The 19,457-nt window shown below is 51.4% G+C and carries 38 protein-coding genes and 1 pseudogene; 15 read left to right on the forward strand and 24 right to left on the reverse strand.

The annotated features are described in order from the left end of the window. Positions 1-68: 68 nt before the first annotated feature. From NM686_RS10470 to NM686_RS10500, 7 genes are all read right to left on the reverse strand, one after another. Complete coding sequence (locus tag NM686_RS10470; protein WP_255187821.1) at positions 69-287, reverse strand: hypothetical protein; 219 nt, start codon at positions 285-287, stop codon at positions 69-71. A gap of 67 nt (positions 288-354) precedes the next feature. Beyond that, positions 355-585, reverse strand: coding sequence for a hypothetical protein (locus NM686_RS10475; RefSeq protein WP_255187822.1), 231 nt, complete (start codon positions 583-585; stop codon positions 355-357). Then, entirely contained in the window at positions 578-907 is a 330-nt protein-coding gene (locus NM686_RS10480) for a hypothetical protein (protein ID WP_255187823.1), read from the reverse strand. Before NM686_RS10480 ends, NM686_RS10475 begins: the two co-directional genes overlap by 8 nt. 295 nt (positions 908-1,202) lie before the next feature. Continuing rightward, entirely contained in the window at positions 1,203-2,537 is a 1,335-nt protein-coding gene (locus NM686_RS10485) for an IS1380 family transposase (protein ID WP_255188233.1), read from the reverse strand. A gap of 188 nt (positions 2,538-2,725) precedes the next feature. Then, on the reverse strand, positions 2,726-3,769 hold the full coding sequence (locus NM686_RS10490; RefSeq protein WP_255188588.1) for an IS701 family transposase: 1,044 nt from the start codon (positions 3,767-3,769) through the stop codon (positions 2,726-2,728). Positions 3,770-3,847: 78 nt separating this feature from the next. Continuing rightward, complete coding sequence (locus NM686_RS10495; RefSeq protein WP_255187824.1) at positions 3,848-4,009, reverse strand: hypothetical protein; 162 nt, start codon at positions 4,007-4,009, stop codon at positions 3,848-3,850. A gap of 41 nt (positions 4,010-4,050) precedes the next feature. Next, complete coding sequence (locus NM686_RS10500) at positions 4,051-4,317, reverse strand: hypothetical protein (protein ID WP_255187825.1); 267 nt, start codon at positions 4,315-4,317, stop codon at positions 4,051-4,053. 65 nt (positions 4,318-4,382) lie between these two features. On the opposite strand from NM686_RS10500, the gene NM686_RS10505 reads away from it, so the two are divergent. Then, positions 4,383-4,565 (forward strand): type II toxin-antitoxin system HicA family toxin, encoded by a 183-nt coding sequence (locus tag NM686_RS10505; RefSeq protein ID WP_255188596.1) that lies wholly within the window; start codon positions 4,383-4,385, stop codon positions 4,563-4,565. A gap of 19 nt (positions 4,566-4,584) precedes the next feature. After that, positions 4,585-4,977, forward strand: coding sequence for a type II toxin-antitoxin system HicB family antitoxin (locus NM686_RS10510; protein WP_255187826.1), 393 nt, complete (start codon positions 4,585-4,587; stop codon positions 4,975-4,977). Between the two features lie 24 nt (positions 4,978-5,001). Here NM686_RS10510 and NM686_RS10515 read toward each other — a convergent pair whose 3' ends face one another. The 10 genes from NM686_RS10515 to NM686_RS10560 form a co-directional block, all read right to left on the reverse strand. After that, positions 5,002-5,298: a helix-turn-helix domain-containing protein gene (locus tag NM686_RS10515; protein WP_255187827.1), complete on the reverse strand. Its 297-nt coding sequence runs from the start codon at positions 5,296-5,298 to the stop codon at positions 5,002-5,004. A 3-nt stretch (positions 5,299-5,301) separates the two neighbouring features. After that, entirely contained in the window at positions 5,302-5,544 is a 243-nt protein-coding gene (locus NM686_RS10520) for a hypothetical protein (protein ID WP_255189182.1), read from the reverse strand. Continuing rightward, the gene (locus tag NM686_RS10525; RefSeq protein WP_255187829.1) at positions 5,519-5,725 is read right to left on the reverse strand and encodes a hypothetical protein; all 207 of its coding nucleotides are present in this window, start codon (positions 5,723-5,725) and stop codon (positions 5,519-5,521) included. Before NM686_RS10525 ends, NM686_RS10520 begins: the two co-directional genes overlap by 26 nt. Further along, positions 5,722-6,270 carry a 3'-5' exonuclease gene (locus NM686_RS10530; RefSeq protein ID WP_255187830.1) on the reverse strand — a complete coding sequence of 183 codons (549 nt, stop codon included), beginning with the start codon at positions 6,268-6,270 and terminating at the stop codon, positions 5,722-5,724. The genes NM686_RS10525 and NM686_RS10530 overlap by 4 nt, the downstream gene beginning before the upstream one ends. A gap of 2 nt (positions 6,271-6,272) precedes the next feature. Next, positions 6,273-6,458 carry a hypothetical protein gene (locus NM686_RS10535; protein ID WP_255187831.1) on the reverse strand — a complete coding sequence of 62 codons (186 nt, stop codon included), beginning with the start codon at positions 6,456-6,458 and terminating at the stop codon, positions 6,273-6,275. Positions 6,459-6,466: 8 nt separating this feature from the next. Continuing rightward, complete coding sequence (locus NM686_RS10540; protein ID WP_255187832.1) at positions 6,467-7,006, reverse strand: glycoside hydrolase family 108 protein; 540 nt, start codon at positions 7,004-7,006, stop codon at positions 6,467-6,469. Beyond that, on the reverse strand, positions 7,003-7,581 hold the full coding sequence (locus tag NM686_RS10545; protein ID WP_255187833.1) for a hypothetical protein: 579 nt from the start codon (positions 7,579-7,581) through the stop codon (positions 7,003-7,005). The genes NM686_RS10540 and NM686_RS10545 overlap by 4 nt, the downstream gene beginning before the upstream one ends. A 159-nt stretch (positions 7,582-7,740) precedes the next feature. Further along, the gene (locus NM686_RS10550) at positions 7,741-8,028 is read right to left on the reverse strand and encodes a hypothetical protein (RefSeq protein ID WP_255187834.1); all 288 of its coding nucleotides are present in this window, start codon (positions 8,026-8,028) and stop codon (positions 7,741-7,743) included. Continuing rightward, on the reverse strand, positions 8,010-8,300 hold the full coding sequence (locus NM686_RS10555; protein WP_255187835.1) for a hypothetical protein: 291 nt from the start codon (positions 8,298-8,300) through the stop codon (positions 8,010-8,012). Before NM686_RS10555 ends, NM686_RS10550 begins: the two co-directional genes overlap by 19 nt. Before the next feature lie 334 nt (positions 8,301-8,634). After that, positions 8,635-8,916 carry a hypothetical protein gene (locus NM686_RS10560; protein ID WP_255187836.1) on the reverse strand — a complete coding sequence of 94 codons (282 nt, stop codon included), beginning with the start codon at positions 8,914-8,916 and terminating at the stop codon, positions 8,635-8,637. 312 nt (positions 8,917-9,228) lie between these two features. Here NM686_RS10560 and NM686_RS10565 point away from each other — a divergent pair, with 312 nt between their 5' ends. From NM686_RS10565 to NM686_RS10575, 3 genes are read left to right on the forward strand one after another with little or no spacing between them, the layout of a single operon-like run. Then, entirely contained in the window at positions 9,229-9,459 is a 231-nt protein-coding gene (locus NM686_RS10565; RefSeq protein WP_255187837.1) for a hypothetical protein, read from the forward strand. Beyond that, complete coding sequence (locus NM686_RS10570; RefSeq protein ID WP_255187838.1) at positions 9,456-9,674, forward strand: DUF2283 domain-containing protein; 219 nt, start codon at positions 9,456-9,458, stop codon at positions 9,672-9,674. The genes NM686_RS10565 and NM686_RS10570 overlap by 4 nt, the downstream gene beginning before the upstream one ends. A gap of 11 nt (positions 9,675-9,685) precedes the next feature. Then, positions 9,686-9,925: an addiction module antidote protein gene (locus NM686_RS10575; RefSeq protein WP_255187839.1), complete on the forward strand. Its 240-nt coding sequence runs from the start codon at positions 9,686-9,688 to the stop codon at positions 9,923-9,925. A 41-nt stretch (positions 9,926-9,966) separates the two neighbouring features. On the opposite strand, the gene NM686_RS10580 is transcribed toward NM686_RS10575, so the two are convergent. Continuing rightward, on the reverse strand, positions 9,967-10,386 hold the full coding sequence (locus NM686_RS10580; protein ID WP_269022859.1) for a hypothetical protein: 420 nt from the start codon (positions 10,384-10,386) through the stop codon (positions 9,967-9,969). A 190-nt stretch (positions 10,387-10,576) separates the two neighbouring features. On the opposite strand from NM686_RS10580, the gene NM686_RS10585 reads away from it, so the two are divergent. Then, on the forward strand, positions 10,577-11,683 hold the full coding sequence (locus NM686_RS10585; protein WP_255187025.1) for an ISAs1 family transposase: 1,107 nt from the start codon (positions 10,577-10,579) through the stop codon (positions 11,681-11,683). Between the two features lie 79 nt (positions 11,684-11,762). On the opposite strand, the gene NM686_RS10590 is transcribed toward NM686_RS10585, so the two are convergent. From NM686_RS10590 to NM686_RS10615, 6 genes and pseudogenes are all read right to left on the reverse strand, one after another. Continuing rightward, a complete protein-coding gene (locus tag NM686_RS10590; protein ID WP_255187841.1) occupies positions 11,763-12,050 on the reverse strand; it encodes a hypothetical protein in 288 nt (95 codons plus the stop codon). A gap of 54 nt (positions 12,051-12,104) precedes the next feature. Beyond that, complete coding sequence (locus NM686_RS10595) at positions 12,105-13,439, reverse strand: IS4 family transposase (protein WP_407942376.1); 1,335 nt, start codon at positions 13,437-13,439, stop codon at positions 12,105-12,107. 135 nt (positions 13,440-13,574) lie between these two features. Next, positions 13,575-13,772 (reverse strand): annotated as a pseudogene (locus tag NM686_RS10600) (IS4/Tn5 family transposase DNA-binding protein); the annotation flags it as partial. 113 nt (positions 13,773-13,885) lie between these two features. Beyond that, the gene (locus NM686_RS10605) at positions 13,886-14,764 is read right to left on the reverse strand and encodes a DUF3037 domain-containing protein (RefSeq protein ID WP_255187842.1); all 879 of its coding nucleotides are present in this window, start codon (positions 14,762-14,764) and stop codon (positions 13,886-13,888) included. Continuing rightward, the gene (locus NM686_RS10610; RefSeq protein ID WP_255187843.1) at positions 14,761-15,588 is read right to left on the reverse strand and encodes a hypothetical protein; all 828 of its coding nucleotides are present in this window, start codon (positions 15,586-15,588) and stop codon (positions 14,761-14,763) included. Before NM686_RS10610 ends, NM686_RS10605 begins: the two co-directional genes overlap by 4 nt. Continuing rightward, positions 15,554-16,114, reverse strand: a complete 561-nt coding sequence (locus NM686_RS10615) for a hypothetical protein (protein WP_255187844.1) — start codon at positions 16,112-16,114, stop codon at positions 15,554-15,556. The genes NM686_RS10610 and NM686_RS10615 overlap by 35 nt, the downstream gene beginning before the upstream one ends. A 64-nt stretch (positions 16,115-16,178) precedes the next feature. Between NM686_RS10615 and NM686_RS10620 the strand changes: the two genes are divergently transcribed. The 9 genes from NM686_RS10620 (at position 16,179) to NM686_RS10660 (ending at position 19,449) form a co-directional block, all read left to right on the forward strand. Next, positions 16,179-16,424 carry a helix-turn-helix domain-containing protein gene (locus NM686_RS10620; RefSeq protein ID WP_269022862.1) on the forward strand — a complete coding sequence of 82 codons (246 nt, stop codon included), beginning with the start codon at positions 16,179-16,181 and terminating at the stop codon, positions 16,422-16,424. Positions 16,425-16,434: 10 nt separating this feature from the next. Next, complete coding sequence (locus NM686_RS10625; RefSeq protein WP_255187846.1) at positions 16,435-16,701, forward strand: response regulator transcription factor; 267 nt, start codon at positions 16,435-16,437, stop codon at positions 16,699-16,701. A gap of 3 nt (positions 16,702-16,704) precedes the next feature. Further along, entirely contained in the window at positions 16,705-16,851 is a 147-nt protein-coding gene (locus NM686_RS10630; protein ID WP_255187847.1) for a hypothetical protein, read from the forward strand. Further along, complete coding sequence (locus NM686_RS10635; RefSeq protein WP_255187848.1) at positions 16,848-17,009, forward strand: hypothetical protein; 162 nt, start codon at positions 16,848-16,850, stop codon at positions 17,007-17,009. Before NM686_RS10630 ends, NM686_RS10635 begins: the two co-directional genes overlap by 4 nt. Continuing rightward, a complete protein-coding gene (locus NM686_RS10640) occupies positions 17,006-17,149 on the forward strand; it encodes a hypothetical protein (protein WP_255187849.1) in 144 nt (47 codons plus the stop codon). The genes NM686_RS10635 and NM686_RS10640 overlap by 4 nt, the downstream gene beginning before the upstream one ends. Then, positions 17,142-17,768: a Rha family transcriptional regulator gene (locus tag NM686_RS10645; RefSeq protein ID WP_255187850.1), complete on the forward strand. Its 627-nt coding sequence runs from the start codon at positions 17,142-17,144 to the stop codon at positions 17,766-17,768. The genes NM686_RS10640 and NM686_RS10645 overlap by 8 nt, the downstream gene beginning before the upstream one ends. 27 nt (positions 17,769-17,795) lie before the next feature. Continuing rightward, positions 17,796-18,419 carry a Rha family transcriptional regulator gene (locus tag NM686_RS10650; RefSeq protein WP_255187851.1) on the forward strand — a complete coding sequence of 208 codons (624 nt, stop codon included), beginning with the start codon at positions 17,796-17,798 and terminating at the stop codon, positions 18,417-18,419. A 57-nt stretch (positions 18,420-18,476) separates the two neighbouring features. Further along, positions 18,477-19,151, forward strand: a complete 675-nt coding sequence (locus tag NM686_RS10655; protein WP_255187852.1) for a KilA-N domain-containing protein — start codon at positions 18,477-18,479, stop codon at positions 19,149-19,151. A 67-nt stretch (positions 19,152-19,218) separates the two neighbouring features. Then, the gene (locus NM686_RS10660) at positions 19,219-19,449 is read left to right on the forward strand and encodes a hypothetical protein (RefSeq protein ID WP_255187853.1); all 231 of its coding nucleotides are present in this window, start codon (positions 19,219-19,221) and stop codon (positions 19,447-19,449) included. The last annotated feature ends 8 nt before the right edge of the window (positions 19,450-19,457 follow it).

Below are 19,457 nucleotides of genomic sequence, written 5' to 3' on the forward strand. Positions count from 1 at the left end.
GCAGGCAAATTTGCCCGATTTACCGGCTAATATCAAAATATTAGGCATATTTGCCTGCTAATCAATGGTTATGCGTTATCAACAATCGCTTTCTTTGCGTCTAAAATTTGCTCATCTGTAAGGTGTTCAAATTCTCCAATACCAAGTGTTTTCCTGCACGCTTGCCCAATTGGAGATTTTGCGCCCTGGTGGTGATACAAAATCCAAGTCAGTAGCCTTCTGATATGCCGCAATTCATTCTCGGCTTCTTCATTACCATATGTTGCTTCGTCTAATGCTGTCAGCATTGTTCAGCTCCCGCCGCATAACACGGCACTAAAGGCGACACCCGGAAGCATCGCGGTATTGTTTAATTTAGTCGGCGGCGCGCCTTAGTTCGGCGTTATGCGGCACATTTCCAGTTCCGCCGCATTTGTGGCACGATTCGCTCTCTAAACCGTACAAACGCAAATCGGCATAGTCTGTTTTGACTTCACCGCTCCCGGCACATGCCAGGCATTTCCGCATAACCACACGTTGCACCGGAACAGCTAAAGCTAAGTCGTTTTCGGTGTCGCCGTCTTCGTTAAAATTTATTTCACTCATATCGTTCTCCAGTTAATCCGCTGTCCGGTAAACTCTGCGCGTTAGGCGGCTCATTCTGGTTCGTCTTGTTGTAATCAAGTTGTGCCTTATAGGCACAACGCGCCAACAACAATACCGCCTCAGCTAATCCAACAACCTCTAACCTATCTTCTTCATTATCGCTTTGCGATAGCCTTATCAATTGTTCTGCGGTTTTCTTCATTGCCCAAAAATGAAGCATCACATTTATTTCATTGTTATCATCCACGCTTTGTAAATAACCGTCGCGTTTACCTTCTGCGTGCCCAGTGTAAAAACCGTGGCCCCATTGTTTACTACTCAAATTTTTCTCCAATAAAAACGCATAACCAGTCAGTCAACCCGACCGCTATCGCGGCGGGTTACTTTTTCCTGAATCCGTGACTCCACATATTGCCAGACCTTTTATTCGTCATACTCTTCCAAAATTCGCTGAATTTAAAAGTGTGGTCCGGGCAATCGAGTTTAACGGCTAGAAATGCAGCGTATTATCTGGAATATTTTCCCTGCATGATTCAATTTGATGGACTTTAGGCGCAGGATTCCCAAGCCACTGTGAATTTGCGGCGTTGTGCTATCGATGGCAGAGCGATCAGTCGCTAGCCGGCGGCGAGTTTGGCGTAGGTGGATTCAAAAGCGATGAAACCGGGACAGCTCTGTGAAAAGCGCAGCTTCAGCCGGTGCCCGCTACGGATGAGTCGCGCGGCCAGATACATCAGTTCCTGGATCACGGTTTTGATACGCCGCCGCTTGGCAGGATGCCTGACCGGGCTTTGTTCGCCCAGCAAGCCGATCAGGCCTATCCAGCGCAGGATGTTGTAGCTATAGGCGCTGAGGCTCATGATCAGGTCGTTGGTGGCAAACTTGCCGGATGGCAGGCGCTCGATATCCAGATCGGTCTTGAATTCGCTGTGGAATTGTTCAGCGGTGGCATGGTCGCGATAGAGGGCAATAACCATGGCATCGTCGTAATCGGCCACCGGCAGACTGGTCCACCAGCCTTCGATTTCGATATCCGGTAGCACGAGGGCTTGGCCTTGAGCCGTGATGGTGCGCTCGGTGATTTGCATGACCCGGCGACAGGTATAGGTTTTACCGTTGCGAGTGTGTTGCTCCATGACACTGAACAAGGCCACGCGTTTGCCTTCGCGCGGTGTGGTCCACTGGCCGTGTTGTTCGGCGTAGGCCAGCCAGGCGTCGGCATCTTGTTTACGCGGGTTCCATTTGATGATGAAATCGACCTGATCGGCTTCGTGTAAGTCGATGCGATTGTCGAGCGCGTCGTGACCGCCATCCAGCCGGACCAACAAAGGCAAAGTCGTCAAACGTTTCGCGGCGGCGAGTCCGCGCTCCAGCGCATAGCGGAATTCGTATTGGCAATGCTGCTTGCCTTCGCGCAGTTCATTACCAATACACCAGCCCTCTTTACCCAGATAGAGGGCAATCGGGGCGTAGCCGTCAAAACCTTTGTAGGTTCGGGAGACGCCTTCTTTGCAGGTTTTTTCGTTGTTCATGGGGTAAACATCGATATCCAACGCGACATGGCCTGTGGCTAACGGCGTTACCGGCACCTGGGCGTGAGCCAGAAAATCGAGGTTGCTTTGATAAATGATCGGTAATAAGGCGTCGGCGTGTTCATCCAGTCGCTGTCTGAGGCGGGCGCTGGAGGGTACTTGATGAATGGCGAGCGCGGCTTTGAAATAGTCGTCGTCGCGATGGTTTTCGATGGCTTCGAAGTCGCTTTTGCCCAGGCTAAGGGTGCCTATATAGCTTTTGATAATATCGGCGTGAGCAATACCGTGCCGTAGCGGAATACCTTTTTCCAGCGCCTGATTGAGCTGGCCATATTGATTCAAACATAAACCGACCAAGGCTAATCCAGAATGGCTGGTATAAAATTCAGTTTCAGATTGCTCCAGGATAAACCGCTTCATGAATCACTCGCCGGGTGAATGGAAGAATAGCGGTATTATCCCAGAATAAGCGTTTTAAATCATTGCGTTGCGGCCGTGGATGGCCTTTTAAGTCACGGATTCAGGTTTTTGCGTTATACGTCAAAATCATTTTCGTGAAATAATTCGATCGTTTCTTTTGATTTACTATTCGCAGTCAATTTTAGGACTTACGCATTGACGGAAGCCTGAAACTGTGGGTTCAAATATTCCTTGCCGACCATGAAGCTGTTGACGAATGCGGCGATCACATCCTGATACAACGTTCTTTGCCATTGGTAAGCATTGCGAATAATTTCAGTAAATTGCATTCGCTGCAGATGAACATAGCCACATAAAGCGGCAAAGATATGGTTGAGTATCGGTACTTTGCTACGGACTTGGAACTTCTCGATGTTGCAAACCTGCTTGATCATGCGGTGGTATTGCTCGATCTGCCAATGCTGGTCGTGCAGTTTCTGAAAATCGGATTGCTTAAAGGCATCATAAGCCTCAGCCTCTGGCAGGAACACCACGTAATGGCGCAGTTGGTCTTTTAACCGCGTCCGAAACAGCTTCACGTTGCCAAAATCACGTAACCAGACCCGCATGCCGTCGTCAGGAATGTCCAGTTTTTGTACCTGGATCCAGGTGCCTTTTTCCGTCGACACCCGGCGATTGCTTTCCACCGCAAACATAAACCCCATCCGGTGGTTTTTTACCGTCTTAAGGTTGTCCACACAGGAATACCAACTATCCCCGGTCATAAAATTCGGTTGTAATCCCCAAGCCAGCACCTCGCCCAACATGTCGAGGAAATAATCATTTTTGGTTTTTCCTTCTGCCTTGTCGTATACACGATAGTTAACGGGCAGGCTGCGGCCTTGCGGGTCAGTGTAGTATAACGTGATGAGATTCAAGCCTTTAACCACGCGATGATGCTTGCCAGACCAAAAATGTCCAACCAGTTCCATGCGTTGGCTGTAGGGTTTGTCTAAGGTGCTGTCATCCACGTTCAGCGTCCCGCCCACCAAGTTCAACAGACATTTTGCCTCATTGAACAAGTCTTTCGGCTCGTAACTTTCTCGTAACAGGAAACGATTCACGCTGTCATGGGAAATGTTCATCACCTCGGAAAGACGGGTGCAGGTACTTGATTTCGGTTCGCTCATCAAAAATCCCATATACATTGGCAAGGTGCAACGCGCTGTCGGTGGGCGGCTAGGCTTTCTTATCATCCCTGAATCGTTCTTGTTAAATGTACTTCCTATGACATAGTTATTGCTTGATCGTCAATGCGTAAGTCCTAAATTTTATGTACCACCATCCGGACGCAACAGAATTTTCACGATCAACAAATCCAACCCGCCCAGGATATTTGGGTTTTCCGAGACGATCCTGGTCTCGCCGTATCGTAACAATCTGTCCAGGCCGTATAACTCGGCGCTCAACCGGAGCGCGGAAGCAAGGTTCATTCATTTCTCAGTCTCCTGGGCCGCGCCCGGTTAGCTTTGCGTTATGCGGAATCTAATATTTGCTTAATTCTGCTAATGAACTGCTCTTTTGTTTCATGATGCGATGTACAAACATGTGTAATTTGTTCCAGTTTGTCAGTGGCAAAATCTATATCTAAACCAACTTGCTTCGGGTCTGGCTGTTCTGTATCGGCTCCTCGGCGCCATTCATTGAAATAGCGCAGCCTCATAACCACACGTTGCACCGGAACATCTGAAGCTGCGCGGTTTTCAGAGTCTTTGTCTTCGTCAAAATTCGTTTCACTCATGAATCTCTCCAGTTAATCCGCTGTCCGGTAAACTCTGCGCGTTATAAGTGGTTATAATAACCATCATGAACAGCAAGCAACTGATTAAGCAACTGGAACAAGACGGCTGGTATCTGGCGCGGGTCAAAGGCTCACACCACCAATTCAAGCACCCCACCAAACCCGGTTTGGTCACCGTCAAGCATCCAGACAGCGACATTCCAAAACCCACGTTGCACAGTATTTACCGGCAAGCCGGTTGGCGTTAATTGCATAGGAGAAGCACCCATGAAATTTACCGTTGTTTTGCATACTGATGATGGTCATCATTACGGGGTCATCGTGCCTGATCTTCCCGGCTGTTTTTCCGCCGGTGACGGCATCGATGAGGCGCTGTCATCCGTCATAGAAGCCATTGACCTGCATGTTGAAACATTGCTGGAAGACGGCGGCGATATTCCGGCACGTTTGCCCATCGATGCGCACAAAGACAATCCTGATTTTGCCGGCGGTATTTGGGCGGTCGTTGACGCGCCCATTGAAAAATACTTTGGCCCGGCGGAAAAAATCAACATTACCTTACCCAAGCTGTTACTGGCCAAGATCGATAGCTATGCTAAGGCGCATGGCGCTACCCGCTCAGGGTTTCTGGCCGATGCGGCGCGCTCTGCCATGCGGTAAGTGGTAGGGTACGCACGGCGTACCCTACAATTGGGCATTATCAGCGCCGGATAACGCCATTTGCTTTCGCTTGGCGTTGCTGCGGCTGGTTTTGCCGCCTTCCGCGCAATTGGGCGGCGGCAATAGATTGGATTCGGGGGCCGCCTCCAGGTGGTCTTTCAGCATTTGAAAGGGGATTCTGACGCTGCCGTCTGATACGAGCTTGCCAATCAGCTTACCCTGGCGCCGCAGTTTTTGAATGGTCGATACGGACACGTCTAGCAGCTTGGCGGCGGTTTCTTCGCTGACTGCCAGGGGTTCACAGGTAATAATCTCTTTCATGGGTTATTGTCCGTCGTTGAGAGGGTCAACCAAGTGTTTGGCCGCGCGATCGATGTCAGCGCGGTCGGCGTTGTATAACAGTTCGTACAGCCGGCGCATTCTGCCAGTGCGCCTATGGCGGGCGCGGCGGAATACTTCGCGCCAGTCGCCACCCAGTTCCATGGCCGTGCAGGCTTCGAGCAGGCGGTTATGCAGCTCGTGGATCTGGGTGTCGGTGAGTTTAGGCAGTTGTTTGGTTAGGCTCATCGTGTGCCTCCGCTTCAATTTCATCCGCCCATTCCGCCACCAAGCCAGCCGCGCCGGACAATTCGCGTCCATGCTGGCTGTATAGCGGGTTGAATCCGCCGTAGAAGTCCATTGCCGTTGCGATCTCGAGCATGTCGTCCTGGAGCAGGCGCAATTTATGGGCGATTTGTTGTTTTGTCATCGCGTTACACCGGTTTGCAGCAACTCAAAGGCTTTGCTGACGTACTTGGCTTGATGTATTGCGTCTGACAGGGCGTCGTGTTGGGTGCCGTCGAACGGGGTTTCTTTTTTGGCATCTATGCCGGTGATACGCTTGGCGATGTCTACCAACGTGCGGGTGTCGCGTTCTTGCCAATAGTGCCATGGGGTCGTTAGCCCGTGGCGTTCGTATGCGCTGCGCAATATAACCAAATCGAAACTAGCGCCGTTGCTCCAGATGTTATGCGCCATTCTTGACCAAGCCGAAAGTCTGTTCAATGCTTCGGCCAGGTAAATTTTTTCGCCATCCAGCAGTCTTGCCTGCGCTTCTTTTGGCTGTTTTAGCCACCACTCGACGGTATCCGCACTAATGTGGCCAAACCACGTCACATCTTCCATGTTGATTTTGGTTTGATAGCTTTGGCCTATTTTCCCAGTGGTAATGTCGAACAGGCAGAGTCCGATACTCAATATCGCTGCATCGTGCCGCGTACTCAGGGTTTCTAAATCGATCATGATGTCGTTCATGTTTAATCCTGTTGGAGGGTTTTGTCTTCGATAAACGTGTCGCAACCGCCTTGGTCATCAATCATGGTGCTGACGTAAGGCAAGGCTTCGATGGGATCGAATTTGATGGTGATAAATCGCTGGCATTGGCGTTTGCGCGGGCAATGCATGCCGTAACAGCGGGTGATGTCGTTGGGGAGTGGTGTCATGTTGTGCATCACGCGACGTCCGTCGGCAAAAAGGATTCTGCGCGGTTGATCCATCCTGACAAAAACACGCGCTGGGTAGGATCTGCTTTGACCAAGCCCTCATAGAAAATCACTCTTCGGCGGACCAAGACTTTGATCAGCTCATTGCCCATGTGTTGGGCGGCGACTTTGGCGGCGGCGCTGGTTTTGGGGCCGATGCGGCCGTCCGCTTTGCCGCAGTCGTAGCCGTGGCAATTCAGCGCATCCTGCAGCAGCTTGATGCCGCGCTTGCCGCTGTTGACCACCATGTCAAAGACGATGGGGCGGATCAGTTCCGGCAGGTCGTTGATTCTGGGTTTGATGTAATACTGGCTGTAATAAATGTCTCGCGCGGTTTGTTTGCTGAGCTTTTCAACGTCGGCTACCGTCGCTTCGCGGGCTAGCCACAGCGTGAGGGTTTTTTGGGTGATGCCCATGTTGGTGGGGCCGCCGCGGTCGGCGGGATGATTCACAAAGCCGCCTTCGCGCTTGAGGATTTGTTCGATTTCGTGGTGGATGTTAAAGCTCATGCCGCCTCCAGTTTTTCCAGATCCATCCTGATGCCAAACAACAGCGACTTGACGTCGCCCGGCAGCAGGTCGTTGTTTTCCATCCGTTCCAGCAATTGCAGCTTTTCGGCCTTGCGCTCGATCATGGGTCCGGCGATGGCGTGGATTTTGTTGACCAGGGCGATGATGGCCGCGTCGATTTCATAGGCGGGATCGAGCAGCAGCGATTGCCCGGCGGGGGCGGTTTCCTGTTGCAGTGTTTCCAGCATGGCCGGGGGATAGGTTTTGATCGGCAGTTCCGCGGGCGGCTCGATGACGGCATTGTCATCGGCGGCTGGGTCATCGGCGTCATCGTGAAGAACCGAATAAGCCGCGCGGCCTTGCGGTGTTATGGTCCAACGGCAGCCGTCCATGCCTTGGCGGGCGCCTTTGCTGACGTGGCCAGCATTGAGCATGGCGTTGAGTGATCTGCTGATTTTTTCAGCGTCGTTGTTGCTCAGTTCCTGCGGTATTTTTTCCAGCAGTTGTGAGCGAAACAGGCCAATGGGCGATTCTGAAAGCTTGCGTGCGATGGCGCTTTGTAAATTATCTGCCATTTTTTTTCCTCTTCTGATAGTCGGCAACGGCTTGTTTTTTGATTTCCAAGCCGCATATCTGTGTTTCTCTCGTTCCCGCGCTCCGGCGTGGGAATGCATATCGGTCTTCCGCGTCGCATGGATTCCCACGGCGGACCGTGGGAACCAGAAAAGGTGCTCCTAGTGATGACGTTGCGGTTTTTGCAATTGCGCGATGACGCGGGTTGCGCTTTTGCGGGTTTGGTCTAGCGCCGTGGCTGGGCTGTGGCCGTTTTGCAGATAGTTCATAGCCAAGCGGACAAAGGCGTTGATGTCGTAAGACTCGGTAAAGCCCAAGCGCTGCAGCATGACCGCGACTTGTGCCGCCAACCTGGCGCGGCGTTCCGCCGGGTCGTACACGATGCGCGGCGCATGGTTGATATGGGTGTTGCGGTTGAGCATGTTGTTGATTACGCATGGCTTGAGCATGCGGCCTCCTCAGCGTGGGCTGGTTGATAATTTGGGTTAAAAATCGTTTGCATGGCTGCGAATGCTTGATCGTATGCCGCTTCAAATTCTGTGTCCCACAGAAAGCCTCTGTTTCTACGCATCAAGGTCATAACAGCGCTTAAACCTGACATTGCTTCGGCATATGAGATTACGTTTCCTGGGCGATAGGCATTTTTCCTGGCGTAATCCTCGACCAGCTGGTCCAGCACGGCCTTAAAGGCTGGCAGGTCTATTTCGTAGACTGTTGACATGGCTTTATCCTCTCGATTGAGTGTCAGGCCTCCCAAAAAGGGCTGCCGAAGCAGCCAAGGAGGACATACAAAGCGAGCACTTTGCACAAAGCACCCTGCGTCAAGGCGCTTTGTGCAAAGAGTGGCGCGCAAGGAACGAATTGAATAAAGAAGCTTGCGCGTCTGATGACACGTAACAGTTCGCCGATGTAATAAAACTGTTCGCCTTTCGGCACTGGCTCGGGTCTTTTTTCGGAGCCCGAGGACTCCGCGCGTCATCCGAAAAACCCCGTGCCGGTATTGCGAGGTATGCCGAGAGAGGGTTGCCCGGCACAGGGTTTTTCGGATGGGCCGGTTAAGCGCCGGCCGCGCCGTGATATTCCGTGGTTGCCCGTCTATCCAGTTCCATCAGCTCCAGTACCGTCATATCGATGACTTCCTTACGCGATGCCTTGATCAATCGGGCCAGGCATTGCTGGTAGCCGGCGTTGCCGGCGCCGATGGTGTGCAATGCATGCACGGGTTCAAGAATCTTCGCTATCTCATTGATGCTCATGGTCATGGCTGTCTCCCTCTGTACGACGTGATTGGTCGCCGCCTGGTTACCACCCAGGCGGCTATCGCCTTTCTCCCTCATGCCCGTGGAGCCGCTCCGGGCAGCGATGCGATGTTCTCGCTGTGCGCCTGTCGATTCAGGCCGCCTGGTTGGTTAGGCCGGGCTTTGGCTCCGATGCTCTGTTAGCCTGCGGCGGCGATGGAAAAAGACCCCGGGGTTAGCCGGGGTTGAGTGCTCTTCTCATCAACAGGCCGGTGGCTGCTGGGTAATGAGTTTAGCAAATAGCTAAACGATGTCAAGCAAATTGCTAAAGTTTTTTTTCGTAGGCAATAAAAAACCCGCCGAAGCGGGTCGTGTGATTGTTGCTTGTATAAAGTAGGATACAATATAAGCATGAAAACGACAGCCTACTTTCAAAACGACGTATTGATTAAACGGCCTTACCTTCGGCTGGAGTGGTGCCAACAAGCTGTAGAGCATCCGTTACGCCGCGAAATACAAGACGATGGCAGAATTAGGTATTGGCTATTTGTCGAGGAATTAGGTAAATATTTGCGCGTGGTAACGCTGGCCGATGGCGTTACCATTCATAATGCTTTCCCAGATAGGAGATTTAAGCCATGAAACTGAGTTACGATCCTGAAACCGATTCGTTGTACATCCACCTAAGCGATAAGGCGTCTGTCGATTCTGATGAAGTCGCTGACGGCGTAGTGTTGGACTTTGATGAGAACGGGCATTTGGTGGGAATTGATGTGCAGCATGCTAGCCAGCATGCGGACATTCAATCGCTGGCAATCTCTCATTTGCCATTAACCAACTTGCAGGCCGCTGCGTGATCGACGCCTCCATGCTAGAAAGACTTCAAGCCGCGTTGGACAACAATGACGCGCAGGGGTTTAGTAGGGAGCTGGGAAATATAGCCAAATTGCGCAGTATGGCCCAGCTTGCCAAAGATACCGGGCTTGGCCGTGAGAGTTTATATAAAGCCTTATCCGGCGAAGGCAACCCCAGCTTTGGCACGATATTGAAGGTGATTCATGCGCTAGGCCTAAAGCTGAATGTGCAGTTACCAGAAAGGACGGTATGAAAGCCCGCGCGGGGCGGGCTTTTCAGGTTTGTGGGCTAGGCTTATTTCTTGTTGGCTATCACTTTTAGGGTGTCTTTGATATCGGTCAACTGCGAATCTATACTATCAATGTGTTTTTCTATCTTTTCGACCCGATAGTCAAATTTTTCGAGTTGGTGGTCGATTCGGTCTAAGTCGCCCTTTATTTCGGCCCGGATCATGCCCGGTAATGCGGTTTTAATCGTATTGGTAGAAAAAGTAGTGGCTGCGATAATGGTGCCAAATAAGGTAATGGCTATGCCGATCATCCATTTGGTGTGCGCGGCTTCGGCCTTGGCCATATTGGCCTCTACCTGCGCAAACTTGGTATTGGAATCGCCCATCATTCTTTCGAATTTAGCATTGAACTCGCCCAGTGCTTTTTCGAATCTTGCAGCCGCGTCTGCTTCTTTGACCTTGATTTTGTTATCGAGGCCGGCCATTTCTTTTTCGATCCACTCTTTCGATGGGGCGCTGCTCATGGGTGCAAACAGTATTGGTTTAGACGAATTTCCATGATCATAGTCTACATCGGTATTTTTGGAATGGTTAGAATAGCTAGCAGGGCAATCGCGCTTTGTAGCACTTGCACGGGCAAGGGGTTTAGTATAGCGATTTTGCCTAATATCCCAGATGCTCCCAGATCCAACCCCCTATTTTGCTGACCTCACAGACCCGCGGCGAGAGGGCAAAAACAAACTCCACAAACTCACGGATATCGTGATGATCGTCTTATGCGCAGTATTGAGCGGCATCGAGGATTGGGTCGGCATGGAAGAGTTTGCCGAAGAAAAAGAAGATTGGCTGCGGACCTTTTTGGAATTACCGAATGGAATTCCCTCGCACGATACCCTGAGTAATGTCTTGGGCCGCCTGAATCCCCAAGCGTTTGCCGAGACCTTTCAACGTTGGGTGCAGGCGGCATTGCCAAGCCTTTCAGGACAGCAAGTCTGTTTGGACGGCAAGACCTTGCGCGGCAGCCGCGAAGGGGATAAGGCCGTGCATTTGATGAGCGCCTTTGCGGCTGAAGCGCGTTGGGTGTTGGCGCAACAGGCGGTGGATGAGAAGACTAACGAAATCAAGGCGATCCCCGATTTATTGTCGATGTTGGACATCAAAGGAGCTCTGATCTCGATCGATGCCATGGGTTGTCAAAAAGCCATTGCGAAAACCATCGTTACGGCGCAAGCGGATTACGTGTTGGCACTGAAGGATAATCATCCGAACCTTTGCGAGGATGTCAGGTTGTGGCTGGATACTGAAAATGCCAACGACCGCTTACCGGTCTACGAAACCATCGACAAAGATCACGGTCGCCTGGAAATACGCCGTTACAGCTTGAGTAGCGAGATTGCTTGGTTGACGCAAAAACCTGACTGGGCCGGGCTACAAGCCATTGGTCGGGTTGAATCGATTCGCACCCTCGGTGACAAGACCTCGGTTGAGTGTCGCTACTATTTGTGTTCGTTTACGGATTTGCAGCGCTTTGCCGAAGGGGTACGGCAGCATTGGGCGATAGAAAATTCCCAGCACTGGGTGCTGGATGTGCAGTTTGGCGAAGATGCGAATCGCGCCAGAACAGATCATTCCGCCGAAAACTTGGCGTTGATGCGACGGATGGCACTCAATTTACTACGAAATAACGGACCTACTAAAGACAGCTTGAAGCGCCGCAAGTTGCGAGCATGTTTGAACGATAACTATCGCTTTAAATTACTCTTCGGAACATCTGCAACATAGCGCGATTGCCCTGGAATAGCTAGTGGCATAAGTCTCAGACAGTTTGACAGTCGATGTGTAATTTGTCGGTGGGATGTGGTCAATCGCTGTCATTGGTTGCCATTGATTTTAGTGCCGGATTAACTCTAATTTGCTCATTAATCGCGTCGCGAAGATTGATCAGTGTGTCTAGTGGCATTGTAACCAGGCATTCTTCGTAATTAACGACACCCTGAATTTCATTATCAAAGGTTTGCACCGGTTCTGCCCGTAAAAACCGGATCATGGCATCGTGGTGCGATGAATTGAGCATAAAACCGTTGGCATAAATCGCTCGGTATTCTTTCGCTTTTTCCATTGTCATCGTTTTTAATTGATCATCGGCCATGAGGCACTCCAGGTTGGTTTGATTTAACTGGTTCCCACGGTCCGCCGCTCATCGTTATACACATCTCTGTGCGACAACCTGCTGAGCTTCCAATGCAATGACAAAATCGCGCAAACGCTGCAGTCCGATCCACATGGCTTTGGCACCCGGCGGCCCGTCATGCTTGCGTCCGAGATAACCGCCCAAGCTCGCCACCAAGAGAATCACTTCGCCCAAGCGAGGTGGCGTAAGCGGCGGCGGGCAAAGCTTAACCACAATGTAAGCAGCCCGCCACTCCTGTGGATCGAAGATAATTTCACAATCCATGTCCGGCGTAGTCCGTCCCAACATCAGCGTGAACAATACCCGCCAGGCAATAACCATGTACAACGCTAAACAAGGTAGCAGTCGGTCCTCGGTTTCCAGATGCAGTCGCTTAATCTGGCATCCGCTCTTGAGCACATGGAAGTACACTTCAATGCACCACCGCACGGCGTACCACATGACGATCGTTGCCGCCTGTTCGAAACAATCGATCGGCAAGCTAGTCAACAATAGCCATTCCAAACGTTCCACGCCAGACGGTGGTGCATCTTCGCGTGCCAGCACCGCATTGATGGTGAGTTCCGGTAGCCGATACCCTATCCGCTTAGGCGGTTTGAGGGTCACTGTAATGGCGCGTAACGTGATATGCGCCAGTCGCGCCGTGCGGTTCGGTCGCGGTTTGACGTTCACCTCAGAGTAACCCAATACAGGAGCTTGCTCCACGGCGGCCCACAGGCATTTCGTACCGTTCTCCGGCGAAGCCAACACTCGGTTTTGCGCCGCACGTACGATCCATTGAGCCCGTACCGCAGGTGCGTAGTCATGGTATTCGGCAAACCACTCGTAAATATCGCCCTCCCTGTCGGCAAGATTGATCAGCAGGGTGTCCGGCATTTGCGCCTGTAAAGCGCAACTGTCCTGGTAACTTTCCAGCCAATGGCGACTCTCTTTTTCGTCTACGCCTTTGTGAAGTCGTTCACTCCTTTGGCTTGGGATCTCTCGAGGCCAATACGATGCTTTCACGACACCCAAACAAATACGCGATGGCGTAAAGGCAACTGTCGGATGCAGGCGGCGCAAGTGTTTCTCCACGTCTTTCACTGTGCCAAGTCCCTTCGGCCCCAAGCAAATATTCTTATCGTCCTCGGTGGTGTCCTGTGCCAGCAGCACGATTGGGCTGCTCTTCATGCGCTCGATCGTGGCATCTCGATCCGGAGAGTCGCTATTTTTGCCGAAAGATTTTTTCGGGCATCCTGCTAGAAAAAATCGGCAAAAATCACGCGACCGCTTATGCCTTCGGCGCCCCGATTCGTCCGCGTCACCTCGTTCCGACCCAGCAAGGGGTCGGAACTTTGGTTCTCGCATGACTTGACGCCGTTTCGCGATGCCTTGCAGGTTTTCTTCGCTTCGCTGCGAAAACCCGCCCGGCGCTACGGCTATCGGGGACTAAAAATCTTCACTTCGCTGGCGCTCCGTTTCCAAGATTTTCAGCGGCGGCGCCAGTATCTTCTCGAATGTCGTCTTAGCGTTATTGAAGAAGCGATAGGCTCCCATCGTCTCCTTCCAGCCTCCGCAGGCCGCCGGAATACTGAGTTGTGGATGCTCGCCCAATTGCTCCAATAGCAAGGCCAATCTCTTGTTTAGACGTTGATCTTCCAAATTGGCAGTTTGCACTTCTTCTTCGGCCCAGTTGCTCATCGCCTTTCTCCTGTTTCTGTGTCTCCTTGTAGTTTAGTCTTTGAGGGACTTGTGTATAACGATGAGCGGTCCGCCGTGGGAACCTCTGTAGGCTTCCGTAGGAACGAGGAATGCTAAGCCGCCGACCATTCGGCAATCTCTTCCGCAAGCCGCTTTGGGCTGTCGTCGGCCTCGATCAGCCAGTGTTTATCGCGCATTTTCCATAACAGTTTATCCAGCACATTGTCGGTGGCGTCCATCTCTTTGGCGGTCAAATGCATGTCGGCGCGGGGACGCAGGATGAACAGACCAATTTGACCGGGTCTGGGTTTCAAGCGGTCGGCGGTATTGAGATCCAGTTGAGCGTTAAGGATATGCTTTTCCACCGAGGCCGGATTTTTATAGCAGGCCGAGATGATGCTGCCGTAATGGCCGATGGGTTGCAAAGGAATATCCAGGCGGCGTTTTCCAGTTGGCGTGTCGATTTCCAGATAATCGGTTTCCGCAATGAGGGCGTGCGTTTTATGGAGGCCGTGTAAATGATCCAGTTGTTCGTAAATCAAGCCTCTGGCTTTCTGGTTGGTCAGCGCCTGGAATGCGCTTTCCTCTCGCTGCTCTTTGTTTTCCGGTGCTCTGCCGATGGGAATGACGGTATCGTAGAGATTGTTCAGAATCGCGTCGATATTGGCACCGGCCGCGTGAAAAGGACCTTCGACGTTGATGTTGTAGCTGGGTAAAGCCAACAGCGATTCTTCGTTGACCAGTTGTTCGCGCAGCAGTTGCAGCAAAAAGCGGGTTTGTTCCTCGATGGCATCCCCATAAAGGCAGCGCAACCGCGCGTAATGCGCCAGAAACCGGTAATGCAGCGCGCCTTCAATATCGCAAAAAACCACGCCCACATTAAAGCGGTCGCCGCTTTGCAAGTTGGGTGTCATGGCAATCTTGTACCAGCGTCCGATGACGTTGTTTTCGGCGTTGTGTTGCTGTCGTGCTGCTTCCAGCAAGGCTTTCATAGCAAAGCGCCGAAACGCTGGGCAATCAGGCTTGGGCAGATAGTGGCGCGTTTCATAATGAATCGATGTAGGGCTGTGAGCTCGTTATTATCGAGCAAAAGTTTCCACCAATACACCAGTTCTTGCAAGACTTGAATATTGGCGGTCATGGCGCTTTCGGAAAAATACATCATTTCGTTAACCTGCTTGACGTCGGCCGGTCCGCGATCGGTCCACAAAATGTAAGCTAATAAATTCTGGATTTTTCGACCGGGTTCCAGCCAGTCAGCTTGCCAGGTTCGATGTATGGCAATGTCCTCATGATCGATCAATGTATAGCAGTGCTTGCCGGTGCGGATCAAATTGCCGACGTTGCGATCGCTATTGCCTAGCCATTCATCGAATACCACCGTATCCAATACATGTTTCCATTTGGAAATATCGGCGATGAACACCGGATTTTCATGCACATTTTTCAAATTATAGTGAATTTTTGGGCTGGAGCCAGGGATAGAGCAGGTACACCAGAGTGGAATTAAGTCGTCTTGATCCGGGAATGCCAGTCTGGAATCTATGGATTGCAGATAACCGGCTTTGACCAACACAATGAACGCTTTCGGTGCTATCGGTAAACCCAGCGCCATTGCCAGAAGGTAGGCCGTTATTTCATTGACCAAGCTTTTTGGATGAGTTGCGGCGGGATAAAAACTGGCGAATACGCTGTGATCCTGATGGCCATCATTGATAATCGCCTGATGATTATGGCCAATTCCGTCTGGCGCATGGCTCAGAAAAATTCGGTAGCTTTGTTCATTCAGAAGAGTGATTTTTTTGGGCCTCGTCAAGCAATTTTCCATATGACGGTTTCTCTCTTTTCCTTAAAGGATGGGGTGACGTTAGTCTTTGAATGATGGATTCCAGCAGCTTCAAGTCCTGGTCGGTCAAGTAGCCCTCTTGATCCGCTTTGGCCAGGGTTTCGAGTATCGACCGGGTGTTAGGTGATGACGTGGCGATCAATGCCGCCAAGTTATTATTGATCTGCCCCTGAAAATGCCCGCCGACGCCTTCGAGCGTGGCGTTTAAATTCCCTACGGCATTTCGTGGATGGTATTGGTCCATCCATCCTCTTGGTTTTCCGCAGCCATTTTCTAATTTGCGGGCGAAATCCTCGCCAATGTTTCGAGAATGCTTCGGATTTTCACTCAGTACCTGGCTGATATAAGCAGGGTCTGTATCCGCTAGCTTCGCAATAGTGGATTTCTTGCCAACCTCATCAATCAAGATGAGCAAGTTCGTTTTTCTAATTTCGTTAATAGTCAATGCCATAACGAGATTAAAACGGGTTTTAGCTATTTGATAAATGGGCTGCATGCTAAATTACTTTGACAAGCTTTAGCCATCTGCTAAACTTATTTTTATGGACATGAAGGATTTCTTGAAATCAACCAAAAAAGAGGAGCGTGAACGACTAGCAAACGCCGTCGGCTCATCGGTTGCGTATTTTTATCAGGTCGCTGGCGGTCATCGTAAGCCCAGTGCAAGTCTGTGCGTGTTGTTGGAACAACACTCCAATGGGCTTCTCACAAAAGAAGAATTGCGGCCGGAATTTTTTGGACCTACTAACCATAAGCCTTTTTTGCATGGCAACAGTCTGTCACCCATGGCCGACAAAAGAAATTAGGAGAGATGCGATGACACACAGAATCAAAGCGATCCTGGTAGACAAGGACGGGCTGACCCAGCGCGAAGCCCAAATCGCCGCCTTGCTCTGCGAAGGGCTGTCCAATAAAGCCATTGCCCGGCGCCTGGCCGTCAAGCTGTGCACGGTGCACAAGCATCTGGAGCACGTTTACGCCAAGCTGGAATGCCAGCAGCATGAATTCGATTCGCGCTGCGCGGCGATTGCTACCTTGTTTCGGCGCGGCATGGTGTCGTTCACGTGTGATGAGGGGGCCTGAACCATGCCAAAACCCAATCTCATGGCGGTTATCGTGTTGATCGTCTCCATCTACGCCGGCATCGCGTGGGGACGGCTCAAGACCGCCTGCCTGTGGTGCGGCACGCGGTTGATCGATTTCTTGGCGGGCCATGCCGGGGATTTTGAATGATAGTCAAGTCCGGCATCACATACGCCGTCGCCCAGCTGGTCATGCTGCCGATTGCCCTGACAGCCGTGAGCATCATCGTGGTGTGGGCCGTCGGCATGGGGCTGTGCCAATTGGGACTGTGGGCCTGGAAGAGGCTGGATGGGGAGGATTGCCAGTGAGCCGCAAAGATGACCAAGGCAAATTGGACTGGACGCTGATTCCGTGGAAAGGCTTGCGGCCGGTGGTGCGGGTGCTGGAATTCGGCCTGTGGCATGCGGTGTGTTGTTTGTTGTTTATGTTGGGGCTAGGTGATGAATAACGTTTTTTTACCGCTGATTAAGATCGAAACCATGTCCAGCTTGGAAATTGCCGAGCTGACTGGGAAAAATCATTCGCATGTGCTCCGTGATATACGGGAAATACTGGCCGAGCTATATGAGGTTCAGAATCCAAATTTGGATTCTATTGATATTGAAGGGGTTTCGGTAGAGATTGCCGAAAACGGCATGACAAAACAAATATGGCTGGACGAAGAGCATACTTTGACGTTGGTCACGGGTTATTCGATTCGCCTGCGCCGCAAGGTTGTGGCGCGCTGGCGTTACCTGGAAGAGCAACTGCGCGTCGTGCAATTCCGCCAAGGCACCAAAAAGCACCAACTCAATGCCATGGAAGCGCTGAGTCATTTGCTGCCCGATGATCTTGCCGACGAAGCGCTGAGTTACATCAAAGCCAATACCGTGGTCAACAAAGCGGTCAGCAACCTGTTCGGGTTTCCCAAGATGCTCAAGAAAGACGACATGTCGCCCGACATGCTGTCGGTGCGTGAGCGGGTGATGGACGATTATCTGAAACTCTACGATGTGCTGGACGACAACGCCAAGGTGGCGGCGATCGTGTACGAAAAATACCAGCCCAAGCGGATCGAGGCGGCATGAACCTGATTGACGGGGGCAAAACGGGTGATGAATGATTTGGTATTCGTTAATGCGAAAAAAGAAGCGGTGACGTCGCATGTGGTCATTTCGGAAGGGATGGAAGTGACGCAAGATTCTTCATTAAAACTGATCAAACAATACAAAGCGGACTTGGAAGAGTTTGGAAGGGTCCGATTTCAAATCGTACCCTTTGAAACCCCTGGTGGCATTCAAAAGCGCAAGGAGTACCTGCTCAATCGTGATCAAGCCATATTCCTGATCACGCTCATGCGTAACAACCCTAAAACCGTCGAATTCAAAAAGCAGCTAGTTAAACAGTTCACATCGATGGAACGCTGGATACACGAACGCGCACAGGCGTCCATCGAGGCGCAGTTGATGTGCGAAACCTTGCGCGAAGTGCGGCAGCTGGCCGGTCAGTTGACCGAGGGTTTTCATTACGCCAACGAGCACAAGCTGATCAACTTCGCCATGACCGGTGCCTACACGGCCATGGATAGGCGGGGACTGGATGCCGTTTCGCTCAAAGTGCTGACGGCGCTGGAAATGCGTAATGCCGTTTTGATCGGCGCAGGGATCGACCGGGATACCCGTCGGCAAGCGTTACTGAATCTGTGCCAGGAGTTGAAGGCGTTATCGGAGTTGGCATGAAGGCGGCATTGCTGGCCATGATCGCCGTCCTGCAAGCAAAGTGTTTCGGAGGATGTGATGAAACCTAAGTATGAAGTGATCGAGATCGACAACGCCCAAGTGACGGTTGATATTTCGTTGCTGAGCAAAACGGAAGAGCTGTTTTTTAATGCGACGGACATGGCCAAGCATTTTGGCAAAAAGCCAGATGATTTTTTAAGGCTTTCCTCCACTGCGGAATACATCGATGCCATTTTAAAGTCGGGAATTCCCGACATTAAAACCGTCGATGACCTAATCAGGATTACAAAAGGTAAATATGGTGGTACCTGGTTGCACAAAGAATTGGCCTTTGAGTTTGCGGGATGGTGTAGTGCGATATTCCGTCGCAATCTGCATAAATGGGCAGAAGCCAGGCTGGAACAAGAGCGCATTTGGCGGCAAAAGCGCCTGGAAACCAAGACCGGATTCAAGCCGCTGACCGACGCCATTCAAAAAGCGCATGATCCTGTCATGCCGTATCACTTTTCCAACGAGTGCGAAATGATCAACAAGATCGTGCTGGGCATGCGCGCCAAGCCATTTTGCGAGCAAAACCAAGTCACCCAGGTGCGTGATGCGCTGGATGCGCGGCAGTTGCAGGAAATCAATCAATTACAGTTGATCAATGCCGGGCTGATCCAGATCGGCATGGATTATGAAACCCGCAAGATGCACCTGCAAACGTGGTATGAGCGGCAATTGCTGCTCTAAAGCGGCTACGCGATCAGGCAGCGTTTTCAGTTGCTTCCATAACGGAATCATGTCCAGGAGTTTAGTAATGTCCGATACAGAAACCATAAAAGCCTCGTTGATTAATGAAACGCAAATAGAAAAAGACGGCCTCTTAAAAGCCCGTTTGTCGTTCGATCAGCTTTCAATCATAGAGCAAACGGATGGAAATGCCACGCTGGAAGTCTTGCATGCAGGTCTCTCAGTGCGCTTTATGCTCACGCCGGAGCAATGCCGCTATTTGGCGGGTTTACTGATCAAGGCGGCTGATCGTGATTGACACCGCCG

Origin of the sequence: Methylomonas rapida, assembly GCF_024360925.2 — a bacterium.
Classification (GTDB): domain Bacteria; phylum Pseudomonadota; class Gammaproteobacteria; order Methylococcales; family Methylomonadaceae; genus Methylomonas; species Methylomonas rapida.